Origin of the sequence: Streptomyces sp. 11x1 (assembly GCF_032598905.1) — a bacterium.
Classification (GTDB): Bacteria; Actinomycetota; Actinomycetes; order Streptomycetales; family Streptomycetaceae; genus Streptomyces.
Genome location: NZ_CP122458.1, coordinates 3,556,547 through 3,579,157 on the forward strand (window position 1 = coordinate 3,556,547; position 22,611 = coordinate 3,579,157).

Sequence of the window (22,611 nt, forward strand, 5' to 3'; positions counted from 1 at the left end):
ATGGCCCTATCAGCCGAGGAATCCCGTGAGTGACACCCCATTCGGATTCGGCCTTCCGCCGGAGGAGCCGGACGACGGCGACGAGGGCAAGAAGAAGGACCAGCAGAGCGGTGGTGGTCAGGGCCCGGCCAACCCGTTCGGTTTCGGGTTCCCCGGGGCCGGCGGCCCCGGCGCCGACAATCCGTTCGCCGCGATGTTCGGTTCCATGAACCCCACCGACCTGGGCGCCGCCTTCCAGCAGCTGGGCCAGATGCTCTCGTACGAGGGCGGCCCGGTGAACTGGGACATGGCCAAGCAGATCGCCCGCCAGACGGTCTCCCAGGGGACCGCCGACGGCACGAAGGACGAGAGCGTCGGCCCCGCCGAGCGCACCGCCGTCGAGGAGGCCGTCCGCCTGGCCGACCTCTGGCTGGACGACGCGACGTCCCTGCCGTCCGGCGCCGGCTCCGCCGTGGCGTGGAGCCGCGCGGAGTGGGTGGAGGCGACCCTGCCCGCCTGGAAGGAACTGGTCGACCCGGTGGCCGAACGGGTCGGCGGCGCCATGGGCGACATCCTGCCGGAGGAGATGCAGGCCATGGCCGGCCCGCTGATCGGCATGATGAAGTCGATGGGCGGCGCCATGTTCGGCCAGCAGATCGGGCAGGCCGTGGGCGTGCTCGCGGGCGAGGTCGTCGGATCCACCGACGTCGGCCTGCCGCTCGGACCGGCCGGCAAGGCCGCGCTGCTGCCGCTGAACGTGGAGGCGTTCGGCAAGGACCTGGGCGTCGGCAAGGACGAGGTGCGGCTCTACCTGGCGCTGCGCGAGGCCGCCCACCAGCGTCTCTTCGCGCATGTGCCGTGGCTGCGCTCGCACCTGTTCGGCGCCGTCGAGGGCTACGCGCGCGGAATCAAGGTCGACACGGCCAAGCTGGAGGACGTGGTCGGGCAGTTCGACCCGCAGAACCCCGAGGAGCTGCAGCAGGCGCTCCAGCAGGGCATGTTCCAGCCGGAGGACACCCCGGCGCAGAAGGCGGCCCTGGCCCGTCTGGAGACCGCCCTGGCACTGGTGGAGGGCTGGGTGGACGCGGTGGTGCACGCCGCCGCGAAGCCGCGTCTGTCGTCCGCGGACGCCCTGCGCGAGACCCTGCGCCGCCGCCGTGCCACCGGCGGTCCGGCCGAGCAGACCTTCGCCACGCTGATCGGTCTGGAGCTGCGCCCCCGCCGCCTGCGCGACGCCTCCCGCCTGTGGGCGTCTCTCACGGACGCGCGCGGTGTCGACGGCCGCGACGCCCTGTGGGCCCACCCCGACATGCTGCCCACCGCCTCCGACCTGGACGACCCGGACGGCTTCGTCCACCGGGAGCAGATGGACTTCTCCGAGCTGGACAAGATGCTCGGCGAGGCCGCCGGGGGCGGTTCCACCGAGAAGCCCGACCTCAAGAAGAAGGACGACGACACCGAGTGAGCCTGCACGACGACGCGGTCCTCGTACTGAAGAGCTACGAGGGCCAGGCCGAGCTGCGCCAGGCGTACCTCGACCACCTCGCGGCCCACTCGGACGGCATGTGGAAGGCGTGCGGCGCCGGACACATCACGGCGAGCGGCCTGGTGATCGACCCCGAGCGCGGCCGGGTGCTGCTCACTCTCCACAGGAAGCTGCGCATGTGGCTCCAGATGGGCGGCCACTGCGAGCCCGGGGACACCGTCCTCGCGGACTCCGCGCTGCGCGAGGCCACGGAGGAGTCCGGCATCGCCGGCCTGAAGCTCCTGCCGGGCGGCCCGGTCCGCCTGGACCGGCATCACACCCCGTGCGCCTGGCATCTGGACGTCCAGTACGCGGCCCTCGCCCCGGCCGACGCGGTGGAAGCGATCAGCGACGAGTCCCTCGACCTGCGCTGGTTCACCTACGACGAGGTCCCGACCGTGGCCGACGATTCGGTCGTCCGCCTGTTGGAGGCCACGCGGGCGCGGCTCTGACCTCGCTCTTTCGCGTGGCGGGGGCGGCCTGTCGGCATGATGCCGCCGGGCGGTGGGCATGCCCCCGCCGGGGGCACGAACGCGGTAAGGGGCGTCCGCAAGGCGGAACGCCCCTTACACATGCGCCCGATCACAGAGGCGCCCGCTCCCTCAAGGGCACGGCCCGCCCGTCCATCGGCGCTTCGCTCAGTTGCGGCTGCCCCCGAGGGAGTTGGCGCTCAGCCCGCCCGCGCCCATGCCGAACTGTCCGAGCACTCCGAACGTCCGCAGGTGCTGCGGCGGAAGCAGCTCGCTCGGCTGTACCAGGACGTGCCCGTGGCCGCCGAAGTGCATCTCCCAGCCCTCACCGGTGGATCCCCTGCGGCGCCACACGGCGGACGTGGAGGTCGGTGCCTGGAGCTGTGTGCGCAGCGAGGTGGACCAGGCGATGACGGCGTCCGAGTCGACACAGATGTTCTTCTCGGGTGTCACCTCGAGCGCAAGCGGCTCTCCCGAGGTCATCAGGACGACCTTGCCGCCGCCGGACAGCTCCAGGTTGTACGCGCCCGCCGAGGCCACCTCGACGGCGCTGTCCACGGCGACGATGCCGACGTTCAGGGAGCCGTCGAACGCCAGGACGGCGGAGGAGTCGACGGTGATGCCGCTGCCGACCTCCATGATGTGCAGGTACTGCGCGAAGTTGGCGAGATACACGATCCCGTTGCCCTTGCAGCGCATGAGTTCGAGCCGCTCGCCGGTCATCCGCTCGGCGTTGCGCCAGCTGCGGTTGCGGTACTGGCTGTCGAAGTCGACCTGCCCCTCGAACGCGACCATGGCGCCCTGACGAGCCAGGACGGGACTGCTGCCGATGGTGATGTCGGTCTTGAGCAGTTGCGGGTTCTGCAGTGTGTAGCGCTCGGTGTGGTTCACCGGGATGTGCGCGAAGAGTGTGCTGTGCATGGTGTGCTGTTCTCCTCTCAGCCCCGGTCAGCCACGGATCTTGAAGCGGTCGCCGGTGTCCTCGCTGGGCTGGACGACCACGAAGCCCCGCCCCTTGAACCCGATCTGGAAGGCCTCCCCGCTGCCCCGGCCGATGAGCGCGCCGGCCTTGATGGTGCGACGGGCCTTCATGTCGAGGCCGTCGGTCCAGGCGATCAGCGCGTCCGGGTCGACGTAGGTCTCCCGTTCGGCGCAGTCGAGGGAGATCGGCACGCCCCGGCTGACCAGGGCGACCCATCCCGTGCCCCGGATCACGAGGTTGGTGAGGCCCGAGCCGGAGAGCTTGGCGAGGCCCTTGACCGGCTCGATGGAGAGCTGGAGTGAGGCGTCGCAGGCCAGCAGGGTCGGCCCGTTGACCGACAGCGCCTCGTTGTTCAGGTGGAGGACGAGGACGTCACCACCGTAGTCGGCGAGGTACAGGTCCCCGTCGCCGCGGCAGAGCATCAGCTTGCCGCCCTCGCCGGTGACCATCTCCTCCGCGCTGCGCCGCAGCGTGGCGGGCGGGCCGTCGAACTGCACGTAGCCGTCGTACGCGATCATCGAGCCGGCCTTGGCCAGGAGATCCTGGCCGGTGACCATGGTGACCTTGAGCGTCTTGGAGCTGTGCACGCTCATACGGACGCCGGTGGAGGCGGAGCGGTGCGCGTTGAGTGTCTGGAGGTCCATGCTCTGCCTCACACCTCGAAGGGCTGGACGACGACGAAGTTGCCGGGGGCGCCGCGGAACTGGAGGTTGACGGCCTCCTGGGTCTGCCGGGCGTACCCGGAGCGGCGCAGCCTGAGCGACGTCGTGGTGACGGCCTGTGCACCGGCGGACCAGGCGATGACGGCGTTGCCGTCGACGTAGGTGGCCGGTCCGACGGGCAGCACGACGGGAAGGCCGCGCGTCTTGACGACGACCGCTCCCGTACCGGAGAAGAGCATGCTGAACAGGCCGCCGCCGGGCAGTCCCGCGCCCTCGATACGGCGGATCTCGGTGTCCAGTGACTCGTCGAAGGCAAGCACTCCGCGCGCGCTGGTGTAGAGCTGCTCGTTCTCCAGGCGGATCACGAAGAGGTGACTGCCCTCGTCGGCGAGGAACACCTCACCGTCCCCGGAACATCGCATGAGGGCCATGCCCTGGCCGGTGAGCTGGCCCGTCAACTTGCCGAGCAGGCCGGAACCCTTGTGGGCGAAGTCGATGTCGCCCTGGTAGGCGACCATGCTGCCCTGCTTGGCGAGGATGTTGGCGCCCTTGGTGAGCGTCGCCCGCACCAGCTGCGGATTCTGCTCGGTCCAGCGGTCCCCGACGGGGGCCTCGGAGTACTTCGTCAGAACGACTCGCAGCCCTGCCTCCGGCGGCACCGGCGCGAGCTGCGTCCCGCCGCCGAAAGGCTGTGCCTGGCCCGGGAAGGCACCCGGGGCGCCCGGGGGCGTGAACGGGCTGCCTTGCGGAGCCACTCCCGGCGGGGTGAAGGGGCCGCCCTGTGGCGCGGCACCGGGAGGCGTGAAGGGCCCACCCTGCGGCGGGGCGCCGGGCGGGGTGAACGGGCCGCCCGGCGGCGGGGCGGCCGGGGGCGGAACGGTGCCGCCGGGCGGCATGTGCAGGGGCGCGGCGATCGTCGGAGCGGCGTGCACGGAGGGCGAGGGCGCCGGGGGCGCGAACGGCTGCGCGGGCGCCGGGGCAGCCGGAGCCGCGGGGGCGCCGAACGCGGGCGGGGCGAAGCCGGGCGCGGCGTCGGCCTGCGGCTGCTGCGGTGCGGCGGGCTGCTCCTCGGCGACCTCGCCGCCGAAGTTCTTCAGCAGCGCGTCGAGGCCGCCGTCGAAGCCCTGCCCGACGGCCGCGAACCGCCAGACGTCCTTCAGGTAGAAGTCGCCCAGCATCACGGCACGCTCGGTGGAGAACTCCGAGCCGTCGAACGGATACCTGGCCACTTCCTCGCCGCCCGCGACGATACGGACGTAACCGGGGGCTATCTGCGACATCTGCCCGTTGCCGTCGATCGTCGCCGTGAAGGACAGCTTCTGGATCTGCGGCGGGATCTTGTCGAGGGTGACACGGAAGGACTCGGTGTCACCCGACTGGGCGCCCAGGAGCTGGATGGACTCCTCGGGGGTCTTCGGCTGGTTGAAGAAGACGAAGTAGCGGTCGTCCGAGAGCCGTTCGTCGGCGTCCAGTCCGAAGCAACTGATGTCGAAGGTCAGCCCGGGGGCGGAGATCTGTACGCCTACATACAGATCCGTACCCGCGGTGAGGTCACTGATCTTGGCCTTGTGGCCGCGTTGGAATTCCCTGGCCATGCGTAACGACCGTCCCCCATCCCGAAAGTGCGTGCGCCTGCGAGTGCGTCGCGTCAGGCTAACCGCAAAGTCCTGGGGCGTACGAGGCCGGTACAGAGACGGTACAAAAGCGCGACTTCGGTCACCGGTTCCACAAACGCACACGCGCGCGTGAAGCGCCTGTTCCGTGGCACCCCCGCCCGGGGCACCCGCCGCGCGGCGCCTTCGGGCCGCAGGTCACGGGCCGTTTCCCAGCGAACGGCCGCGCGAGGTGTCACTCATCCCGTGTGACGGGCAGGTGGGGCAGCCGGTCGGCGGCGACCACCCCTTCGAGGTAGCCCCGAGCACGCTCGGTGCGCGGATAGGCGTCCAGCAGCTGCCAGAAGCGGGGGCCGTGCCCCGGTACGAGCAGGTGTGCCAGTTCATGCAGGAGGACGTAGTCGACGACGTACTCCGGCATGCCCTGCAGCCGGTGCGAGAGGCGGATGCTGCCCTCGGCCGGGGTGCACGATCCCCAGCGGGTGTTCTGGTTGGTGACCCAGCGCACGGACGTGGGCCGGGCGCGACCGCCGAAGTACTGGTCCGAGAGCCGGGCGGCCCGCTCCGACAGCTCGGTGTCGCCGAGGCGCCTCTTGCTCTCCTGCGCGGCCAGCTTGTCGAGCATGACCGTCACCCAGCGCTGCTCCTCCGCCTCGGACATCCTTGCGGGGATGAGCACGACGGTGCGATCGCCCTCGCGGTACGCGGAGACCGTTCTGCGCCGTCGCGCGCTCCTGCGAACCTCGATCGCGCTCGCCCCCGAGCCGCTCGGCGGCTGGCTCGTCGTGCTGCGCGGTGGCTTCGCGGCGCGGTGCAGTGGGTCGGCGGGCACGCCCCGACGTTACCCGCTGCACACGGGGGAAGTCCCGCCTCCGGGACGGTTCGATATCGATCCGCACCCCGAGCGCCCGATTTGTGCGACGAATGCCGTCACCTGTGGACAACTCTCGACAGGCATCGTCGCTGTCCGTGCATGCTGGCATTCGTCGGCGGACCAGGCACTCGCACCGTCGGCGGACAGAACCGATCTCTGGCTACGGGGGCCGATCATGCATCCGATGGTGAAGCCCGCGCTCCGGCGCGGCTGGCGGGATCTCAACACCGTGCAGTTCGGTCTGGCACCGGCGCACGCCATGGTGCTGGGCCCGATGGACACGACGACAGGCAGTTTCCTCGCCCTGCTCGACGGCACACGGGGGTTACCGCTCCTGCGTGAAGAGGGACGCCGCATGGGTCTGCCGGACGGCCATGTGGACGGTCTGGTGGAGCGCCTGTCCCGGTCCGGCCTGCTGGACGACGCGACGGGCGGCGGCCCGGCCGCTGACGACCTGCGCGGCAAGCCCGACGTCCTGGACCGACTGCGGCCCGACGCCGCCACGCTCTCTCTGATCACCTCCGAGCCGGGCGACGCCATGGGTCGTCTGGCCGCGCGCCGATCACTGAGAGTGCAGGTGCGGGGTGCGGGGCGGGTGGGATCGGTGCTCGCCTCCCTGTTGTCGGGTGCGGGGGTCGGCGGGGTCGACGTCCGCGATGTCGGCCGGGTGGAGCCGTGTGACGTGGCACCGGGCGGGCTGTCGGCCGAATCGATCGGCGAACGCAGGGACGCGGCGGCCCGGCGGGCCGCCCGGCACGCGGCGCCCGGTCGTCCGCCACGAGGTCGCCGAGGCTCCCGGCCCCCTTCCGCCGAATCGGCAGAAGAACGGACACGGGACCGTCTCCGCGAGGAGTCCGGGTTCTCGCTGGTGATCCTCGCCCCGCGGGACGGTGTCGATGTCCACGCTCCCAGGCCCATCGCCGCCGAGCCGCTGGTCGCCTCGGGTACGCCACACCTCTACGCGGGTGTGGTCGAGGGGACGGGCGTGGTCGGCCCTCTGGTCCTGCCCGGTGAGACGGGTTGCGCGGGCTGCCTGGAAGAGAGCCGCACCGATCGCGACGAGACATGGCCGCGGCTGGTCGCACAGTGGCGGTCCGGACGTCCGCACCAGCTGGAGGCGTGCGACCTGGCCCTGGCCACGACGGTCGCCGGACTGGCCGCGGCGCATGCGCTCGCCTTCCTGGACGGGCGGACTCCGTCCAGCGTGGGCGCCCGCTGGGAGGTCTCGCTACCGGGGTTGGACTGGCACCCGCGTCCGGTGTGGCCGCACCCCACATGTTCCTGCACAGCCGCTGAAAACGGTGCGGCCGGGAAAGGTAACGGGGAACACACCGCAAAGGAGGGGGATGCGCACGAGACAATGGCGGGGCATCAGCGGTCAACGAGGTTGTCCCGCAAGGCACACGCGGCACGGCCTGCTGGGAGTTGGAGGGCGCATGTCTGATCTTCCCCGGAAGGCGGTCACCCGGACCGCCAAGCTCGCCGCGCTTCCGCTCGGCATCGCAGGCCGGGCCACCTGGGGACTCGGCAAGCGAATCGTCGGCGAGTCGGCGGAGCTCGTGGGCCGTGAACTCCAGCAGCGCACGGCGGAGCAGCTGTTCAAGGTCCTGGGCGAGCTGAAGGGCGGCGCGATGAAGTTCGGGCAGGCCCTGTCCGTCTTCGAGTCGGCGCTTCCCGAGGAGGTCGCGGGCCCCTACCGGGCGGCTCTGACGAAGCTCCAGGACGCGGCACCGCCGATGCCGACCCGCACGGTGCACGCCGTGCTGGAGGAGCGCATCGGTGCGGACTGGCAGGAGCTGTTCCTGGAGTTCGAGGACAAGCCGGCCGCTGCGGCCTCCATCGGCCAGGTGCACCGAGCCGTGTGGCACGACGGCCGAGAGGTCGCCGTCAAGGTGCAGTACCCGGGCGCGGGCGAGGCCCTCCTCTCCGATCTCGGTCAACTCAGCCGGTTCGCGCGTCTACTGGGCCCGTTGATCCCCGGCATGGACATCAAGCCGCTCATCGCGGAACTGCGGGACCGTGTCTCCGAAGAGCTCGACTACGGCCTGGAGGCCCAGGCCCAGCAGGCGCACGCGGAGGAGTTCGAGGACGACCCGGACGTGGTGGTCCCGGCCGTGGTGCACCAGTGCGAGCAGGTGCTGGTGACCGAATGGATGGAGGGCACCCCTCTGTCCGAGGTGATCACCGACGGCACTCAGGAGCAGCGCGACCGGGCGGGCCAGCTGCTGACCCGCTTCCTCTTCTCCGGTCCGGCCCGCACCGGTCTCCTGCATGCCGACCCGCACCCGGGGAACTTCCGTCTGCTGCCGGACGAGAAGAGCGGCTGGCGCCTCGGCGTCCTCGACTTCGGCACGGTGGACCGACTGACGGGTGGCCTGCCGGCCCCGATCGGCGAGGCCCTGCGGCTGACCATCGACGGCGAGGCCGAGGCGGTCTACGAGATGCTCTGTACGGAAGGCTTCGTGAAGGAGTCGATAGAGCTGGACCCGGACGCCGTCCTCGACTATCTGCACCCCATCATCGAACCGGTCCGGGCGGACGAGTTCACCTTCGCCCGCGGCTGGATGCGCAGCCAGGCCGCTCGGATCGCCGACCCGCGCTCCCCCGCCCACCAGTTGGGCAAGCAGCTGAACCTGCCCCCGTCCTACCTCCTCATCCACCGGGTGACCCTGAGCACCATCGGCGTCCTGTGCCAGCTCGGCGCGACGGTCCGTATGCGCGACGAGTTGGAGGAGTGGCTGCCGGGTTTCCTGCCGGAGGAGGAGGGCGAGGGCGAGTCGGCCGCGGAGGCGTAGCCGGTCCGGTCGCGGGCGGGTTCACCACCAGGCCGAGTCCAGCCTGCCTTCGATCGCTCGCAGGTTCTCCCTGGCGCACGTCTCGCAGAAGTAGCGCCGTGCGCCGTTCTCCACGGAACAGATCCACAGAGGTCGGGGGGCGTCGGCGGTGGTGCCGCAGCGGGCGCACACGAGGGTCTGGGGTTCCGCGGCGGGGCCGCCCTGGTCGCTGTCCCCGGAAAGACTCGTCACTCGGCGACGATATCGCCGCCCTCGGCGGATCCGTGGGCACAACGCACCGCGGGGGCCGGTCCCTTCGGACCGGCCCCCGCGGGGAGCCACTGCTGGTGGTGATGTGCCTGTCCAGGCCGGGTCATGCCGGTCGCCGTGTGGCGACTACTGCATGACCGCCATGGCGAGCGCACGGCGGGCGCGCAGCGAGGCACGCTCGGCCCGGCGCTGCATCCGCTGAGCGACCGCCAGGCGCATGGCCCGGCGTTCCTGCTCAGCCTGGTGCAGGCGCTCTGAGGTTCCCCCGAGATGCGGGAAGAGGTGACAGAGGGTCAGATGGTTCTCATGAGAGGAGCATCGACCATGGCTGCACCCAGGAAGTACTCGTTGGAGTTGCGTGAGCGTGCGGTGCGGATGTATCGCACTACGGAGCCGAGGCCGCAGATCAAGAAGCTGGCCGTCGACCTCGGCGTGCACCCGGAGGCCCTGCGCGGCTGGATCCGTCAGGCCGAGGCGGACGCCGGCGAGCGCGACGATCGGCTCACCACCGACGAGCGGGCCGAGCTGGTGGCTCTGCGCAAGGAGAACGCCCAGCTCAAGCGGGCCAACGACGTGCTGCGGACGGCCTCGGCTTTTTTCGCGGCGCAACTCGACCCGACCCGGCCCAGGTGACGGCGCTCCTCGACGAGCATCCCCGCCTGGGAGTCGAGTGCGTACTTCGGGAACTGCACATCCCCTCCTCCACCTACTACCGCTGGCGCCGCGCCGAGCGCGAGCCGTGCGAACGGCGTCAGCGTGACGTCGAGCTGACCGAGCGGATCAAGGAGATCCACACGGATTCCGGTGGCGTCTACGGCTCACCGCGCGTGCACGCCGTCCTCAAGCGGGAGGGCGTCCACGTCGGGCGCAAACGCGTCGAGCGGCTGATGCGCGAGGCCGACATCGCGGGTGTGAGCCCGAGGCGGAAGGGCTTCACGCGCCGGGATCCGAAGGCCACGCTCGCCCCGGACCTGGTGGAGCGGGACTTCACCGCACCCGGGCCGAACCGGCTGTGGGTCACCGACCTGACGATGATCCCGACCGGCGAGGGCCCGTTGTGGCTCTCGGCGATCCGGGACGCGTTCTCCCGCCGTGTGGTGGCCTGGGAGACCTCGGCCCGTGCGGACGCGGACCTGGTGCTGACCACGCTGGAGTACGCGCTCGCGTCCCGCGAGGTCGAGCCCGGCAAGCTGATCCATCACGCCGACCACGGCTGTCAATATACGTCTATCAAGCTCACAACTCGTCTGGTGAGAGCGGGAGTTCAGGCGTCCATGGGGTCGGTCGGGGACTCGTTCGACAACGCGCTCGCGGAGAACCTGTGGATGCTGATCAAGACGGAGTGCGTGCGCGGTCGCGTCTTCGCCACACGTGCCGAGGCGAACCTCGCGCTCTTCGAGTACATCGACGGCTTCTATAACTCCCGGCGCATCCAGCAACGGCTCGGCTGGCTCAGTCCGATCGAGTTCGAGGAGAAGCACTACACCAAGCAGGCGACGGCCGAACCGACGAACCTGAACACCCGTCAACCCACTCTGACCAGCTGATCAGCACCTCCCGCACAGTGGGGGAACCTCACTCGTGCATATGCGCACGAGCCAGGGCTTCTGGCATGAGATGCATCTCTCGGGTCCTGTTCTGGCGCGAGGCGTTCGCACCGGTGGTGGTGAAATCAGGTGTCACGGAGCCGGCGGGCTCGCTCGTGGACGGCTTCATCGGGGCCTGCTTCTTGGGGTCGTGCGTGAGGGGGCGGTCGATCGTTCCGGTGATGTTCATGCCGTGACCGGGTTCTTGCGCGGGCGACCGCGAGGCCGCTTGCGGGCCACGACGACACCCTGGACGAAGAGCTCGCCACCCCAGACGCCCCAGGGCTCACGCCGCTCCTTGGCGCCGGCGAGGCAGGCCTCCATCAGCGGGCAGGTGCGGCAGAGGGACTTGGCGTACTCGACATCGGCCGGCGACTCGGCGAAGAAGACCTCCGGGTCGTAGGAGCGGCAGGGGACGGGTACGCCGAGGTTCTCGATGGCGTCGTCGAGCGCGGTGAGCGGGGTGAGCGGGGTCAAGGTGGAGTCCTCCGTGAGGCCGGGCGGGGGGATCGTTTCGGAAGGCGGTACGGACGGGGCGTGCGCTTCGAGTTGCACGGTTCGTCTTCCTCGTCTGGTCGTTCCGGCTGTTGGCCGGTGGCGGCTGGTACCGGGTTCTTTTCTTGTCCCGAGGCCCCTTCGCTCTGTAGTCCCTGGTCAGGGACAAACAGAAGGGCCGCGGATCCCGGATGGGGTTCCGCGGCCCTGAAGGCGCCGGCCTGATCGTCGATCAGGCTGGATCACTCCAGGGTTCAGGCCCACGGAAGGCCCACATCAGGTGATGCTGCGTCGTCTGCTTCCGGAATCCGGCACCGGCCGCCGCGAAGGCATAGGCCTGGGCCTGTGCCTCTACTGCTGCTTCCAGTGCCTTGGTCGGTCGCTCATTGCGCTCACGGACGGGGAGACCCGCCAGAGACACGGAGGACGCCGGACGGCCGCCACTGATGGCGGACAGAACGGTGCCCAGGTTCGAGACGCCGAGCATGCACAGGGAGACGGCCGAGCGATCGGTCATTTTGACCGTGCTGATGTAGCTGGTGTTGATGCTGATCACTGGACTCGCCTCCTCTCGGCGTCTATGGGAACCGGCGTGAACCGATCCGACGGATATGAAGTACATCACGAAACCAGGGCCTTCGAGAAGGCCGCTGCTCTCGTGCCTAAGAACCTATGGGGATTGCTGGGGCATGCGCAAACTATTTTTTCGACGAGTTCGTATCAGTCGTTCTCGTCCTCGTACCCAGGCTCCCGACCTGCGCAGATGTCGAGAACATCGGCGCCGTAGCGCTGCAGCTTGCGGGCGCGGACGCCGGGGATGCGACCGAGTTCAACCGGAGTGCTCGGCCCCGCTTCCGCGATCGCCATCAGTGTCCGGTCCGTGAAGACACAGAAGTCGGGTTGGCCGCTGCGCTGCGCCTGGGCCGCGCGCCACTCGCGCAGGCGCTCGTAGAGGCCCTCATCCATGTCAGAGGGGCAGTCCTCGCAGCGCATCAGCTTCATCTCGCCGGCATCCCGCAGGGTGCGCCCACAGACCCGGCAGCGGGCCGGGGTCCGGCTGGTGCGGCGTGGCGCCCCCGCCGCGGCACCGCCCCCGAGGTCACCCGTCCGGCCGCCCGGGGAGCCCGGTTCGACGCCCCCGGGGCCGCCCGTGCCGGTCCGTCCCACGGTGGCGGTCGACCCGGGGCGCAGGCCGTTGAGGAATCTGCTGGGGCGGCGGTTGGGACGGCTGCCGGGCGAGCGGGACAGGGCCCAGGAGACGGAGAGGTGTTCGCGCGCGCGGGTGACGCCCACGTAGAGGAGCCGTCGCTCCTCCTCGATCTGTTCGTCCGTCCTCGCGTAGGTGATCGGCATCATTCCCTCGGCGACCCCGACGAGGAAGACGACGTCCCACTCCAAGCCCTTGGCGGAGTGCAGCGAGGCGAGGGTGACGCCCTGGACGGTCGGGGCGTGCTGGGCGCCCGCCCGTTCGTCGAGCTCCGTGACCAGGTCGCCGAGTGTGGCGTCGGGCTTGGCGGCGGCGAAGTCATGGGCCAGGTTCACCAGGGCCGCCAGTGACTCCCAGCGTTCCCTGACCGCTCCGGAGCCCGCCGGTGGTTCGCCGGTCCAGCCCTCGCCGGACAGCACGGCCCGTACCTGCGAGGGGAGGTCGACGGCATCCTCGAGGAGGGTGTCGTTGCCGCCGAAGCGCGCGGCCGCCCTCAGCGCGGCCCCCGCCTTGCGTACTTCGGGGCGGTCGAAGAATCGTTCCGCGCCGCGCAGCTGGTAGGGCACTCCGGCGTCCGCCAGAGCCTGTTCGTAGGTCTCGGACTGGGAGTTCGTGCGGAACAGGACGGCGATCTCGCTGGCGGGGACTCCGGAGGCGATGAGGTCGCGGATGCGGCGGGCTGCTCCCTCGGCCTCGGCGGGCTCGTCCGCGTACTCGGTGTACCGGGGTTCGGGGCCGGGGGGTCGCTGGGAGATCAGTTCGAGGCGGTGGTCGGCGGCGCGGCCGCGGGCCTGGGAGAGCAGGCCGTTGGCGAGATGGACCACCTGCGGGGTGGAGCGGTAGTCGCGGACGAGTTTGACGACGGTGGCCCCGGGGTGGCGGTGGCGAAAGTCGAGCAGATGGTCGGGAGTTGCGCCGGTGAACGAATAGATCGTCTGGCTGGCGTCGCCCACGACGCACAGGTCGTCCCGGTCGCCGAGCCACAGTTCCAGCAGGCGCTGCTGGAGAGGGCTGACGTCCTGGTACTCGTCGACCACGAAGTGCTGGTACTGGGAGCGGACCTGCTCCGCGATGTCGTGGCGGTCCTGGAGGATACCGACCGTGAGCAGGAGGACGTCCTCGAAGTCGATGACGGCCCGTTCACGCTTCAGGTCCTCGTACGTGGCGTAGATCTGGGCGATCTCCGCGGGGTCGCGGGGGGCTTCGCGGCCGTGCTTGGCGGTCGCGGCGGCGTAGTCGGCGGGGACGGTGCGGGTGACCTTCGACCACTCGATCTCGGCGGCCGCGTCGCGTAGTTCGTTGCGATCGAGACGGATGCGGCAGGCGGCGGCGGCGTCCGCGACGAGCTGGATCTTGCGGTCGACGATGCGCGGCATGCCGCCGCCGACCGCTTTCGGCCAGAAATAGTGGAGTTGGCGCAGTGCGGCCGAGTGGAAGGTCCGGGCCTGGACCCCGGCGGCGCCGAGCTGACGGAGACGGCCGCGCATCTCTCCGGCGGCGCGGTTGGTGAAGGTGACGGCGAGCACACTGGCGGGCTGGAGCATGCCGGCCCGCACTCCGTAGGCGATGCGGTGGGTGATCGCCCTGGTCTTGCCCGTACCGGCGCCGGCCAGCACGCACACCGGACCGTGCAGGGCGGTGGCGACCGCGCGCTGCTCGGGGTCGAGCCCTTCGAGCACCGCGTCGGCCGAGTCGGGGACCCGCGGGAAGAGGGTGGAATGCGTTGCTGCTGTCACATGGCCATGCTGCCAGGTCGCCGGAGACGGCTGAGCAAGTTGTCCACAGGCAGGCCCCCGTAGTCGTACTAATGCGGCAGGCGCCGCTGTGTTCCGGTGTGGCGACGCGGGGGCAGGGGTGGTGGACGCCACCCGAGCGGGGGAATGGCGGGCCTGTCGCGTACGTTCCACTCACTGCTACCACGCACCCCTCAGACCGTGAAGGAGCGCCAGGGACATGTCGGGCACTGTGACGATGTACAGCACCACGTGGTGCGGCTACTGCCGTCGGCTGAAGAGCCAGATGGACCGCGAGGGCATCACGTACAACGAGATCAACATCGAGCAGGACCCGGAGTCCGCCGCGTTCGTGGAGAAGGCGAACGGCGGGAACCAGACAGTCCCCACTGTTCAGGTAGTTCCCTCCAGTGGCGGCGCTGAAGTCGTGATGACGAACCCGAGCCTTGCCCAGGTGAAGCAGGCTCTCGGCGTCTGATTCTCGCGACGCGTGACCCCCGACCGCTCTGATGACTGATCGGGGGTCGCTGCGCGCCCAGGCACCGCGGCAGCCAGGAACCCTCGCAGGCCGACGGCGAGCGACGGCGTCAGCTGAGCAGATGGGCGGGTACCGTCAGATCCTCGTGGGCGTACAGACTGGTCAGTGCCGACGGATCGCCCGCAGAGCAGACGGCGGCCACTTCGTTCGATGAGACGGTCGTAGTCGGATCCTGTCGTGCCCTCGTACGCAGCGGTCATGCGGCCCCACTCATCCCACGGCAACATTTCGTACTTGCAGAGCGCGGCCAGATCACGGACGGCGTTGCCACTGATCTCGGCAGGTCCCCAAGCATGGTCAGTCCCGGGCACCCCGAACATCTGGGGGTCGATCAAGCCCTTGCGATACTGCGCCCAAGCCTCGCCGCCTGTCAGGAACTCGCCCTCGGCGAGGTCCTCGGGACGCGGTACGTACCCGTGGTCGAGGTGCTCGGTATCGACGCGCACCCATCGCCGCTCGTCGGCCCGCCAGTACTCGGTGATCCAGTGGTCGGCGCCACGCCCCTCCAGGAAGCACATGCCGAACCCGCATCGAGCCCTGGCCGCGATCCCGCGCAGGCGTAGCAGCGCACAGGCGAGGGTGACGAAGTGTCGGCAGGTACCCACGATCCTCTCTTCAGGCTCTCGGGGTCGGTGCAACGGGGCCGGATTGAGCGCGGTCAGTGCCGCGATCAGCTTGTTGACCGGCCGTAGGTTCTTCTCCGCGAGCCGATGTTCCGGGACTCCCAGCGTCGAGGCGTCACCCGGCTGGATGACCAGGCGCTGCACGGCTGCACAGATACGAACGGGGTCGTTCGGTAGCTCCTCTGCGAGTCTCACCTGTGCGGGTTCCAGATTGGTGAGCGAACCGGTCTGGGAGTAGTCGAGCAAGTGAGTGGCCGTGGTCGCGAATGGTATGGGGAGGCGTGCCGCTGCGAGCCCGAATGGCCCAGACACATCGGTCAGCTACGGCCGGAGGCAACAGCCTCCGGGACCACCCACATCGAAGGCACAAATCAGATGGCTTTCCCGTTCCGGAAAGCCCGGCATCTTGACCTTGCTGTCCGCAGGTCGGAAGCATCGAACGCGGCAAGGACCATCGACGTGAAGGGGGAATCCGTGGGGGCACCACTGCGGAAGCTGTCTGGAGACCCGGAGTGCAAGAACGGCACGTGTCCGACGCTGTGGGGTACCGACGACGGCAAGGACTTCGTAGTGCAGGGCTACGTCATCACCGACCCTGAGCGGCTGGCGCAACTCGACCTCCCTGAGGGTGAGACGGCCGTTGTGGTCCCGGCCGCAGTGCTTGAGGAGCACTTCAGTGCTCGCAGGTGAGGAGTTCGGCCGTCTCTTCGAGACCTTCCAGCGGATGGCGTTCCGGCTGGAGACGCTGGACGTGTACGACGTGGAAGAGGAACGGGACGAAATCGCGCGGTTCCTTGCGGGCGAGGACATGGGCCCGGAGTGGGACGACAACCCATGGGTGCGCTCGATGACCGACAAGGGCAAGAGCGTGTCCCGCGTTCATGTCCTGCGCTCCCCTCTGACCGACTACCTGCGCTACGAGCTGTCGGCCTACCCCGGCAACATCAAGGCCGGGGAGTCCATCGGGATCATCGACCTCGCCGATCAGGAGTCGACCGGCCTGCCTGATCACGACTTCTGGCTCTTCGACGACCACGACGTGTACCGCATGCACTACACCCCCGAGGGCAAGTTCATCGGCGGTGAACTCCTGCCTGCCGAACGGCTCACGGAGTACCAGGGTTACCGCGACCTGGCGCTCACCCGCGCCGTGCCGTTCGCGGCCTACTGGGAGCGGCATCACTGACCAAGGACTCAATCGGGAGAGCCCTGCGGGCACTGCGCGAAGCATCGGGATTGACCGGTGAGGCGGTGGCCCGCAGGTCTTCCATGTCCGCCGGGAAGCTCTCGAAGATCGAGAACGGCCGGACCCTGCCCACCGTGCAAGACGTCGATCTGATCCTGTCCGCACTCGGCGTCTCGCAGGCGGTGAAGGAACAGTTCCTCGCCACTGCCCGAGCAGAGGCCACCGAGGCTACCGCTTGGCGCCTACTGCGCCGCATGGGTCCGTGGAAGCACCAGAACGCCATCAAGGCCATCGAGGCCAACACAGCCGTTCTCAGGCGTTCCAGGGGCAACTCATCCCCGGACTCCTTCAGACTCCGGAGTACGCCACGGCGGTGTTCTCACTGCCTCCCGCGCTGCCGGACGAGACCAGGGCCCGGACGGTAGCGGCGCGATTGGAACGCCAGGCCACGCTCTACGAAGACAGCCGATCGTTCCGCTTCGTGATCTGTGAGCACGTCCTTCGATGGCTGATCTGCGAGCCGGCCGTCATGGCAGTCCAACTCGACCGGCTTGTATCCCTGTCCCGACTCCCCAACGTGGCCATCGGAGTTGTGCCCTTGACCGGCCGGATGCCGGACTTCCCCATGACGTGCTTCAGCATCCATGACGACCGGCTCGTGATCGTCGAGACGTTCCACTCCGAGATCACGACACGGGACCCCAGGGACATACAGACGTACGTCGACACCTTCGAACGGTTCGCCGATGTAGCGCTCTACGGCGACGACATGCGCGCTCTCGTCGAGAGCATCCGAGACGAGTTCTTGCCCCAACAGGAAAGGGCGTAGGACGGCTCGGCCGTAGCCCCAAGGATGGATCGCAGTGAGATCCAAGTCGGGGAGGTCGTACTGAATGAGCGCACCGAAGACGACGATGACGGGGCCGGTACACCTGGCGACTCCAGCCCGAGAGCCGGAACCTGTAGCAGGGTGCCGCCAGTGCCTCGGTATTGCTGTGACTCGAACCAACGCCCGGTCGGTACAGGATTACTCGAAGGCGTCAGATGCGAACGTCGTACTCCTTACGCACCTGCGGGAAGAGCACGGGCTCAAGTGATAGTGCGCTCCGCCATGCGGTACGTGAGGCATCGGATCACGCAGCACCCGGATACCGACGTGACCTTCGAGGCTGAGTGCCTGTGGTGCGACTGGAAGGCGACGCCCTCGACGGACAGTGCGGCGGTCGACGTGGAGTGCATGAGTCACACCGGCCGAAGCGGACACAAGGGCTTCCGGAGGATCTGTACGTCGTTCGCGATGGTGGTCCGGGATGGATGAGTGACAGACCCCCGGCGCACTGAGGGACGGTGAGCACCGCGACCGAGGTGCGCGGGAAGGGATGCCGTTCCAGCGACGTGCGCCTCTGTGCCTGCCCCTGTCGACTTGCCCCCGTGAAGTCCGGCAGGGCAGGCGTCTTGCGCCTGCCAGACGGCGTTACACGCCCGTGCATGACAGCGGCCCCGGCGATACCGGGGCCTGTCTGTGTCGCTGTGCACCTGTCTCAGGCGCGCTCTCCGAGGTGGCGGTACAAGGTGGCCCGTGACACCCCGAGAGCCTTGGCGATGGCGCTCGCGCTCTCGCCCTTCGCCTTCCTGGCACGGGCCACGGTAAGCACGTCCTCATCCACGACGGTCGGCCGTCCGCCGGTACGCCCCTGCGCCTTGGCTGCGTCCAGTCCTGCGCGGGTGCGCTCCTTGATGAGGCTGCGCTCGAACTCCGCCATGGCGCCGACCACCTGAAGCATGAGACGGCCGTCCGCCGTACCAGGGTCGATGTTGGCCAGCGCACCCGTGAGCACCTTGAACCCGATACCCCGCTCTCGAAGGGTGTCGACCGTGGTCACAAGGTCGATGAGCGACCGGGCGAAGCGGTCGAGCTTCCACACGCACAGGGTGTCGCCAGGTCTGGCGTAGTCCAGTGCGGCCGCGAGCTCTGACCTGTTGGTGTTCTTCCCGCTGGCCTTGTCCTCGAAGATGCGGGCGCACCCTGCGGTCGTCAGTGCGTCGCGCTGCAACTGCGCTTCCTGGTCATCGGTGGAGACGCGGGCGTAACCGATGAGCTGGCCAGTGATCGTGTTCGTCGTCATGCCCGGGACCGTCTCAAAACTCGTCTCAATACGTCAAGCCTGGGACGGGAGTTTCGAGACGGGTTTTGAACAGTGCCGCGCCCCCTTCCGGGGCGCCTGCTGTCTCGTCTCACAAACCTTGGTTTTCGAGACGCCCGGTACTGGTCACGCTGCGCCACGGTCAGAGCATGGATCGTCGGCGAACGAGAGCGCGACGGCAGAAGGGGTGGGGTATGACCCCTTGAGCCCGGCAAGAGGGACCGCCAGGTCTTACCGACTCAAATCCTGCCACGGTTTCGGGCCCGCTTGAGAGGCGCCTCACATGTGATGACCTGCGCTTTTGTCTGTGGTGAGCTGTAGATTTCGAGGTCCAGTGAGACCTCAGGGAAGGGAAGCCGGAGATACAGGAACACGTATGGCGCCGCGCGCTGGTGCGCTCGGACATGAAGCCCGCAGAGAAGTTGGTCGGCGTCGCGATGGCTTTGTACGCGGACTACGAGACCGGCGAGAACGTGTGCCCGCCGAACGGGACGGTCGCCAGGGAACTCGGCTACGGCGGGAAGGCTCCGGAGCGGACGGTCAACAAGATCGTCGGCAGGCTGCGTAAGGCTGGCTGGCTCACGAAGACGGGCAAGGTGCCGGACGGTCCGGTGATCTACCGGCTCACGTTGCCGAAGCAGGGGGGTATGGCTGAGGAGCCGTACAACCTACATACCTTCAAGGGCGACGGCGGTGGGAGTAGCAAGCCGGTAGGCGAAGAGCGGCCCCCGACAGGGGGCCGACAGAGCGAAGACGAAGAGCACAAGCAGCCGGCGAAGGCGGGCCGCGTGAGCGGCCCCCAGCAGGAAGACGAAGGCGCTGGCTCCCTTGGGGGGCCTTCGGCCCCCTGCTTGTCCTTCGTAGACCTGGCGACGGTCAAGCAAGAGGAGCGCCGCCGGAAGTGGTTCGGTGAGTCATACACAGCTCCCCTGCCAGCCGACTTCGACTACGACAACTCGGCCAATCAGCTCCGCAAGGCAGAACACGAGCCTCCGCCCTTCTGACTCGGAACGACAGAAGGCCCCCAAGTCGGGGCCTTCCTCGCCTGCTCATCGTGCATCAGGCGGACGCCGGAACCACCGCGGCTTCCCCTGTTCCCTGGGTTTCTTCCTGGCCCTTCGCCCGCTGTGCTGTCCGCTCCGCTTCGAAGTCCTCCCAGCGGCTGACGATCTCCCACTCCACACCCGTAAGCGGCTTCGGCTTCTCGTACGGTTTTCCGTGCAAGGAGATCGGCGTGATCGGTGAGAGCACCTGAGAAGACTTGGAGGGCACATCCCAGTACGTGATGCCCTGCTGCTTGATGTTCTCGATCAGGTCGCCGGGATCGATGGCCAGGACGTCATGTCCGAAGTACGCCTTGACCTTGTGCTTCTTCAGCCACTCACGCCGTTCGTCGACACTCGACCGCTCCCACCACTCCGCGTAGCCCTCGCCCGTGCCCGTCCACACGGTCACCGGCTTCGGCCCTTCCTGGTTGGTGACCTTCTCTCGGTCCTGGGCAAGGCTGGCGACTTGCGAGGCGTACGCGACGGCGCTGATCTCGTCCTGCTGGAGTTCCTTCAGGAGCTGGTTCATCTTGCCGTCGATGACGGCGAGCTTCGCCGCACGGCTGTCGTCGATGGTCGTCTTCGACTCCATCCGTTCCAGGTGGCCGATCTCGCCCAACAAGGCCGACTCCAGCCAGGGGTACAAGTCCTCTGCCCAGAACCTCTGCTTCGGGCATGCCTGGATGCCCTTGCTCTTGTTGCCGTGACACCGATACCGCTCGCGCTTGCCCTTGGCCGGGTCGCCCTTCACGAAGTAGAGGGAACTGCCACACAGCATGCAGAACGTCACGCCCACCGTCGGCGACGTAGAGCCCTTCTGCTTCTTGTACTTGACCGAGGCGACGGCTTCCGACAGCTTCGTCCACTCCTCCTCGTTCAGCACCGGCTCAGACTTCATGACGGGTGTGCCGTCGTCGTTGCGGACAACGGCGCCATTGGCGCGTACGTACTCCCCGAGCAGCGAGCGGCTGACCAGTACGGCTTGCACTGTGGTCGGCGTCCACCTGGCTCCCCGAGGCTTCGGGTCCGCCAACCGCGTCGTGCTCTCGCCTGCCGCCGCGCGGATACGAGCGATGTCCTGAGCCGTGGGCACACCCTGGTCGTTCAGCCAGTCGGCGACGGCCGAGAAGCTCGGCTTCTCGATGAAGCGCCGGATCATCTCGATCAGCGTCGGGCCGTACTCGGGGTCGAGTTCCAGGGTGAAGCCTGCGTCGCCCTTCACCGCCCTGCGTCCGAACGGGACGAGGCCACCCGGCCAGCGGCCGGTCTTCCGCATGGTCTCGCGGGAAGCCTTGTTGCGGGCCTTGATGGCGTCCAACTCGGCCTCTGCGACCACGGCCAGGATCTTGGCGATGGTCTTGCCCCACGGCTTCGAGAGGTCGAATCCCTCCTCGCAGGAGATGAGGCCCTTACCGTTCACCTCGCACCACTCGATGATGTCCGAGAGGTGGCGGACCGACCGCGCGATGCGGTCGATCTTCAGGATGATGATGTGGTCGAACTGGTCCTTCTTGTTGTTGAGCCAGTCCCCCAGGGACGGGCGCACCCACGGTGAGATGGACGCCGACACGTCGATGTCGACGGCAAAGTCGACCAGCTCCATTTCCTCGGCGTCGGCCCGCTTGCTGATGCGGGTCCGCTGCGTTTCCTCGCCGGTCTGGTTCTCGTTGCCTACAGACAGACGGACCACACCAAGAGCCCTGGGCTTGCCGTTCACCCTTGCCCCTCCCCAAGACATGGGCGGCCCTCCCCAGCAGCCACAAGGTAAGAGGGAAGTTTACATACCGTGCCCACCGTCCTCTTCCCGGACGGCTCGACGCTCACGAACCCTTCGCTGGCGCAGGTCAAGCAGAAGATCGGCGTGTAACCACGGACAGGCTTCAGCCGGTGTGACCTCGTGTCGGCAGGGGCTTGCCGTACCAGAGTTCGATCAGTCGGGCCGCGATCGAGATGCCGTAGGGAGGCAGGACCTCCCCGGACTCGAACGCGGCCCGCAGTTCTTCGTGGGAGAACCAGCGGGCCTCGTGGATCTCGTCGCCGTCGACGTCGACGGCGGTCGAGGTGGCCCGGGCCATGAACCCCAGCATGAGGCTGGAGGGGAAGGGCCAGGGCTGGCTGGCGACGTACTCGACGTGGCCGACCGTGATGCCGACCTCTTCCTGGACCTCGCGCCGCACGGACTGCTCGATGGACTCACCGGGCTCCACGAAGCCCGCGAGGGTGGAGAACCGCCCCTCGGGCCAGTGCACCTGGCGGCCGAGCAGGATGCGGTCCTCGTCGTCCGTGACCGCCATGATCACCGCCGGGTCGGTGCGCGGGTAGTGCTCGGCACCGCAGGCGGGGCAGCGCCGGATGTGGCCGGCCGCCGCGATGACGGTGCGCTCGCCGCAGCGGGAGCAGAAACGGTGGGTGCGCTGCCAGTTCTCCAGGCCGACCGCGTGCACCATGAGGCCCGTGTCACGGGGCGACAGCAGCATGCCCGCCTCCCGCAGCCCGGCCGGGCGTGCCGACTGGTCCATGCGGCCGGGGAGCGCGTCCTTCTGAAGTGCGAAATAGCTCACACCCTCGGCGTCGGTCCCCAGGAAGTATCGGTGCGCCTCGGTGAGCGGGGCCTCGAAGGAGGGCGTCATGACGAGTTCGGTGGCGCCGTCCGCGGTCTCGTCGATGAGGACCTGACCGCCGGAGACCACGAAGCAGCGGGTCGTGGGGTGGCTCCAGGCCGCCGCGAGCCAGGCCTCGTCGAGCCGGTGGTGGGCGGCCCGGTCGATGCCGCTGGGGGCGGTGAGCGCGATGGGTCGGTCGGCGGTGTGGTCGGTCCAGGTGGTCACGGGTGCTTCCAACTCCCCCGGTGAAACGGTTGATGGGGCGGGGCGGTTCGGCGGGGCGTGCGGTGGGCTGGGCGTG

General features: G+C 68.7%; 24 protein-coding genes and 2 pseudogenes. 13 read left to right on the plus strand and 13 right to left on the minus strand.

The window, feature by feature from the left end; all coding sequences use genetic code 11:
• The first annotated feature begins 25 nt into the window (after window positions 1-25).
• On the plus strand, window positions 26-1,444 hold the full coding sequence (locus tag P8T65_RS15340) for a zinc-dependent metalloprotease (RefSeq protein ID WP_215448895.1): 1,419 nt from the start codon (window positions 26-28) through the stop codon (window positions 1,442-1,444).
• On the plus strand, window positions 1,441-1,956 hold the full coding sequence (locus P8T65_RS15345) for an NUDIX hydrolase (RefSeq protein ID WP_316725930.1): 516 nt from the start codon (window positions 1,441-1,443) through the stop codon (window positions 1,954-1,956). The genes P8T65_RS15340 and P8T65_RS15345 overlap by 4 nt, the downstream gene beginning before the upstream one ends.
• A 186-nt stretch (window positions 1,957-2,142) precedes the next feature.
• Here the strand turns inward: P8T65_RS15345 and P8T65_RS15350 are convergent, their stop codons facing one another.
• The 4 genes from P8T65_RS15350 to P8T65_RS15365 form a co-directional block, all read right to left on the minus strand.
• Window positions 2,143-2,895 carry an AIM24 family protein gene (locus tag P8T65_RS15350; RefSeq protein ID WP_316725931.1) on the minus strand — a complete coding sequence of 251 codons (753 nt, stop codon included), beginning with the start codon at window positions 2,893-2,895 and terminating at the stop codon, window positions 2,143-2,145.
• A 27-nt stretch (window positions 2,896-2,922) separates the two neighbouring features.
• Window positions 2,923-3,600 (minus strand): AIM24 family protein, encoded by a 678-nt coding sequence (locus tag P8T65_RS15355; protein ID WP_215448892.1) that lies wholly within the window; start codon window positions 3,598-3,600, stop codon window positions 2,923-2,925.
• Between the two features lie 8 nt (window positions 3,601-3,608).
• On the minus strand, window positions 3,609-5,213 hold the full coding sequence (locus tag P8T65_RS15360; protein WP_316725932.1) for a TerD family protein: 1,605 nt from the start codon (window positions 5,211-5,213) through the stop codon (window positions 3,609-3,611).
• A 253-nt stretch (window positions 5,214-5,466) separates the two neighbouring features.
• Complete coding sequence (locus tag P8T65_RS15365; RefSeq protein WP_215448890.1) at window positions 5,467-6,063, minus strand: M48 family metallopeptidase; 597 nt, start codon at window positions 6,061-6,063, stop codon at window positions 5,467-5,469.
• Between the two features lie 217 nt (window positions 6,064-6,280).
• Here P8T65_RS15365 and P8T65_RS15370 point away from each other — a divergent pair, with 217 nt between their 5' ends.
• Together P8T65_RS15370 and P8T65_RS15375 are read left to right on the plus strand one after the other, a co-directional pair.
• A complete protein-coding gene (locus P8T65_RS15370) occupies window positions 6,281-7,549 on the plus strand; it encodes a TOMM precursor leader peptide-binding protein (RefSeq protein WP_316725933.1) in 1,269 nt (422 codons plus the stop codon).
• Window positions 7,542-8,900: an AarF/ABC1/UbiB kinase family protein gene (locus P8T65_RS15375; RefSeq protein WP_316725934.1), complete on the plus strand. Its 1,359-nt coding sequence runs from the start codon at window positions 7,542-7,544 to the stop codon at window positions 8,898-8,900. The genes P8T65_RS15370 and P8T65_RS15375 overlap by 8 nt, the downstream gene beginning before the upstream one ends.
• Before the next feature lie 21 nt (window positions 8,901-8,921).
• On the opposite strand, the gene P8T65_RS15380 is transcribed toward P8T65_RS15375, so the two are convergent.
• On the minus strand, window positions 8,922-9,131 hold the full coding sequence (locus tag P8T65_RS15380; protein WP_184899189.1) for a hypothetical protein: 210 nt from the start codon (window positions 9,129-9,131) through the stop codon (window positions 8,922-8,924).
• A gap of 342 nt (window positions 9,132-9,473) precedes the next feature.
• Here P8T65_RS15380 and P8T65_RS15385 point away from each other — a divergent pair, with 342 nt between their 5' ends.
• Window positions 9,474-9,782 carry a transposase gene (locus tag P8T65_RS15385; RefSeq protein ID WP_310771210.1) on the plus strand — a complete coding sequence of 103 codons (309 nt, stop codon included), beginning with the start codon at window positions 9,474-9,476 and terminating at the stop codon, window positions 9,780-9,782.
• On the plus strand, window positions 9,779-10,696 hold the full coding sequence (locus tag P8T65_RS15390; protein WP_316725936.1) for an IS3 family transposase: 918 nt from the start codon (window positions 9,779-9,781) through the stop codon (window positions 10,694-10,696). Before P8T65_RS15385 ends, P8T65_RS15390 begins: the two co-directional genes overlap by 4 nt.
• Window positions 10,697-10,727: 31 nt before the next feature.
• Here the strand turns inward: P8T65_RS15390 and P8T65_RS15395 are convergent.
• The 4 genes and pseudogenes from P8T65_RS15395 to P8T65_RS15410 all read right to left on the minus strand — a co-directional run.
• A pseudogene (locus P8T65_RS15395) lies at window positions 10,728-10,925 on the minus strand (hypothetical protein); the annotation flags it as partial.
• The gene (locus P8T65_RS15400; protein WP_316725937.1) at window positions 10,922-11,290 is read right to left on the minus strand and encodes a WhiB family transcriptional regulator; all 369 of its coding nucleotides are present in this window, start codon (window positions 11,288-11,290) and stop codon (window positions 10,922-10,924) included. The gene P8T65_RS15400 and the pseudogene P8T65_RS15395, both read right to left, overlap by 4 nt.
• Window positions 11,291-11,462: 172 nt before the next feature.
• Window positions 11,463-11,786, minus strand: coding sequence for a hypothetical protein (locus tag P8T65_RS15405; protein ID WP_316725938.1), 324 nt, complete (start codon window positions 11,784-11,786; stop codon window positions 11,463-11,465).
• A 164-nt stretch (window positions 11,787-11,950) separates the two neighbouring features.
• The gene (locus P8T65_RS15410; protein WP_316725939.1) at window positions 11,951-14,173 is read right to left on the minus strand and encodes an ATP-dependent DNA helicase UvrD2; all 2,223 of its coding nucleotides are present in this window, start codon (window positions 14,171-14,173) and stop codon (window positions 11,951-11,953) included.
• Between the two features lie 217 nt (window positions 14,174-14,390).
• Here P8T65_RS15410 and P8T65_RS15415 point away from each other — a divergent pair, with 217 nt between their 5' ends.
• Window positions 14,391-14,648, plus strand: coding sequence for a mycoredoxin (locus P8T65_RS15415; RefSeq protein WP_316725940.1), 258 nt, complete (start codon window positions 14,391-14,393; stop codon window positions 14,646-14,648).
• Here the strand turns inward: P8T65_RS15415 and P8T65_RS15420 are convergent.
• The gene (locus P8T65_RS15420) at window positions 14,564-15,577 is read right to left on the minus strand and encodes a transglutaminase-like domain-containing protein (RefSeq protein ID WP_316725941.1); all 1,014 of its coding nucleotides are present in this window, start codon (window positions 15,575-15,577) and stop codon (window positions 14,564-14,566) included. The genes P8T65_RS15415 and P8T65_RS15420 overlap by 85 nt on opposite strands.
• A 129-nt stretch (window positions 15,578-15,706) precedes the next feature.
• Between P8T65_RS15420 and P8T65_RS15425 the strand changes: the two genes are divergently transcribed.
• The 4 genes from P8T65_RS15425 to P8T65_RS15440 all read left to right on the plus strand — a co-directional run bounded on the left by P8T65_RS15425 (window position 15,707) and on the right by P8T65_RS15440 (window position 17,346).
• On the plus strand, window positions 15,707-16,021 hold the full coding sequence (locus tag P8T65_RS15425; RefSeq protein ID WP_316725942.1) for a hypothetical protein: 315 nt from the start codon (window positions 15,707-15,709) through the stop codon (window positions 16,019-16,021).
• Entirely contained in the window at window positions 16,008-16,517 is a 510-nt protein-coding gene (locus P8T65_RS15430; RefSeq protein ID WP_316725943.1) for a DUF6879 family protein, read from the plus strand. Before P8T65_RS15425 ends, P8T65_RS15430 begins: the two co-directional genes overlap by 14 nt.
• 65 nt (window positions 16,518-16,582) lie before the next feature.
• Complete coding sequence (locus tag P8T65_RS15435; protein ID WP_316725944.1) at window positions 16,583-16,942, plus strand: helix-turn-helix transcriptional regulator; 360 nt, start codon at window positions 16,583-16,585, stop codon at window positions 16,940-16,942.
• Window positions 16,891-17,346, plus strand: coding sequence for a DUF5753 domain-containing protein (locus P8T65_RS15440; protein WP_316725945.1), 456 nt, complete (start codon window positions 16,891-16,893; stop codon window positions 17,344-17,346). The genes P8T65_RS15435 and P8T65_RS15440 overlap by 52 nt, the downstream gene beginning before the upstream one ends.
• 712 nt (window positions 17,347-18,058) lie before the next feature.
• Here P8T65_RS15440 and P8T65_RS15445 read toward each other — a convergent pair.
• Window positions 18,059-18,643 carry a recombinase family protein gene (locus P8T65_RS15445; RefSeq protein WP_316725946.1) on the minus strand — a complete coding sequence of 195 codons (585 nt, stop codon included), beginning with the start codon at window positions 18,641-18,643 and terminating at the stop codon, window positions 18,059-18,061.
• Between the two features lie 422 nt (window positions 18,644-19,065).
• On the opposite strand from P8T65_RS15445, the gene P8T65_RS15450 reads away from it, so the two are divergent.
• Entirely contained in the window at window positions 19,066-19,665 is a 600-nt protein-coding gene (locus tag P8T65_RS15450) for a hypothetical protein (RefSeq protein WP_316725947.1), read from the plus strand.
• Window positions 19,666-19,720: 55 nt separating this feature from the next.
• Here P8T65_RS15450 and P8T65_RS15455 read toward each other — a convergent pair whose 3' ends face one another.
• On the minus strand, window positions 19,721-21,424 hold the full coding sequence (locus P8T65_RS15455) for a recombinase family protein (RefSeq protein ID WP_316725948.1): 1,704 nt from the start codon (window positions 21,422-21,424) through the stop codon (window positions 19,721-19,723).
• Between the two features lie 54 nt (window positions 21,425-21,478).
• Between P8T65_RS15455 and P8T65_RS15460 the strand changes: the two are divergent.
• Window positions 21,479-21,574: pseudogene (locus tag P8T65_RS15460) on the plus strand (NrdH-redoxin); the annotation flags it as partial.
• 13 nt (window positions 21,575-21,587) lie between these two features.
• Here the strand turns inward: P8T65_RS15460 and nudC are convergent.
• On the minus strand, window positions 21,588-22,535 hold the full coding sequence (nudC, locus tag P8T65_RS15465; protein ID WP_316725949.1) for an NAD(+) diphosphatase: 948 nt from the start codon (window positions 22,533-22,535) through the stop codon (window positions 21,588-21,590).
• Window positions 22,536-22,611 lie beyond the last annotated feature (76 nt).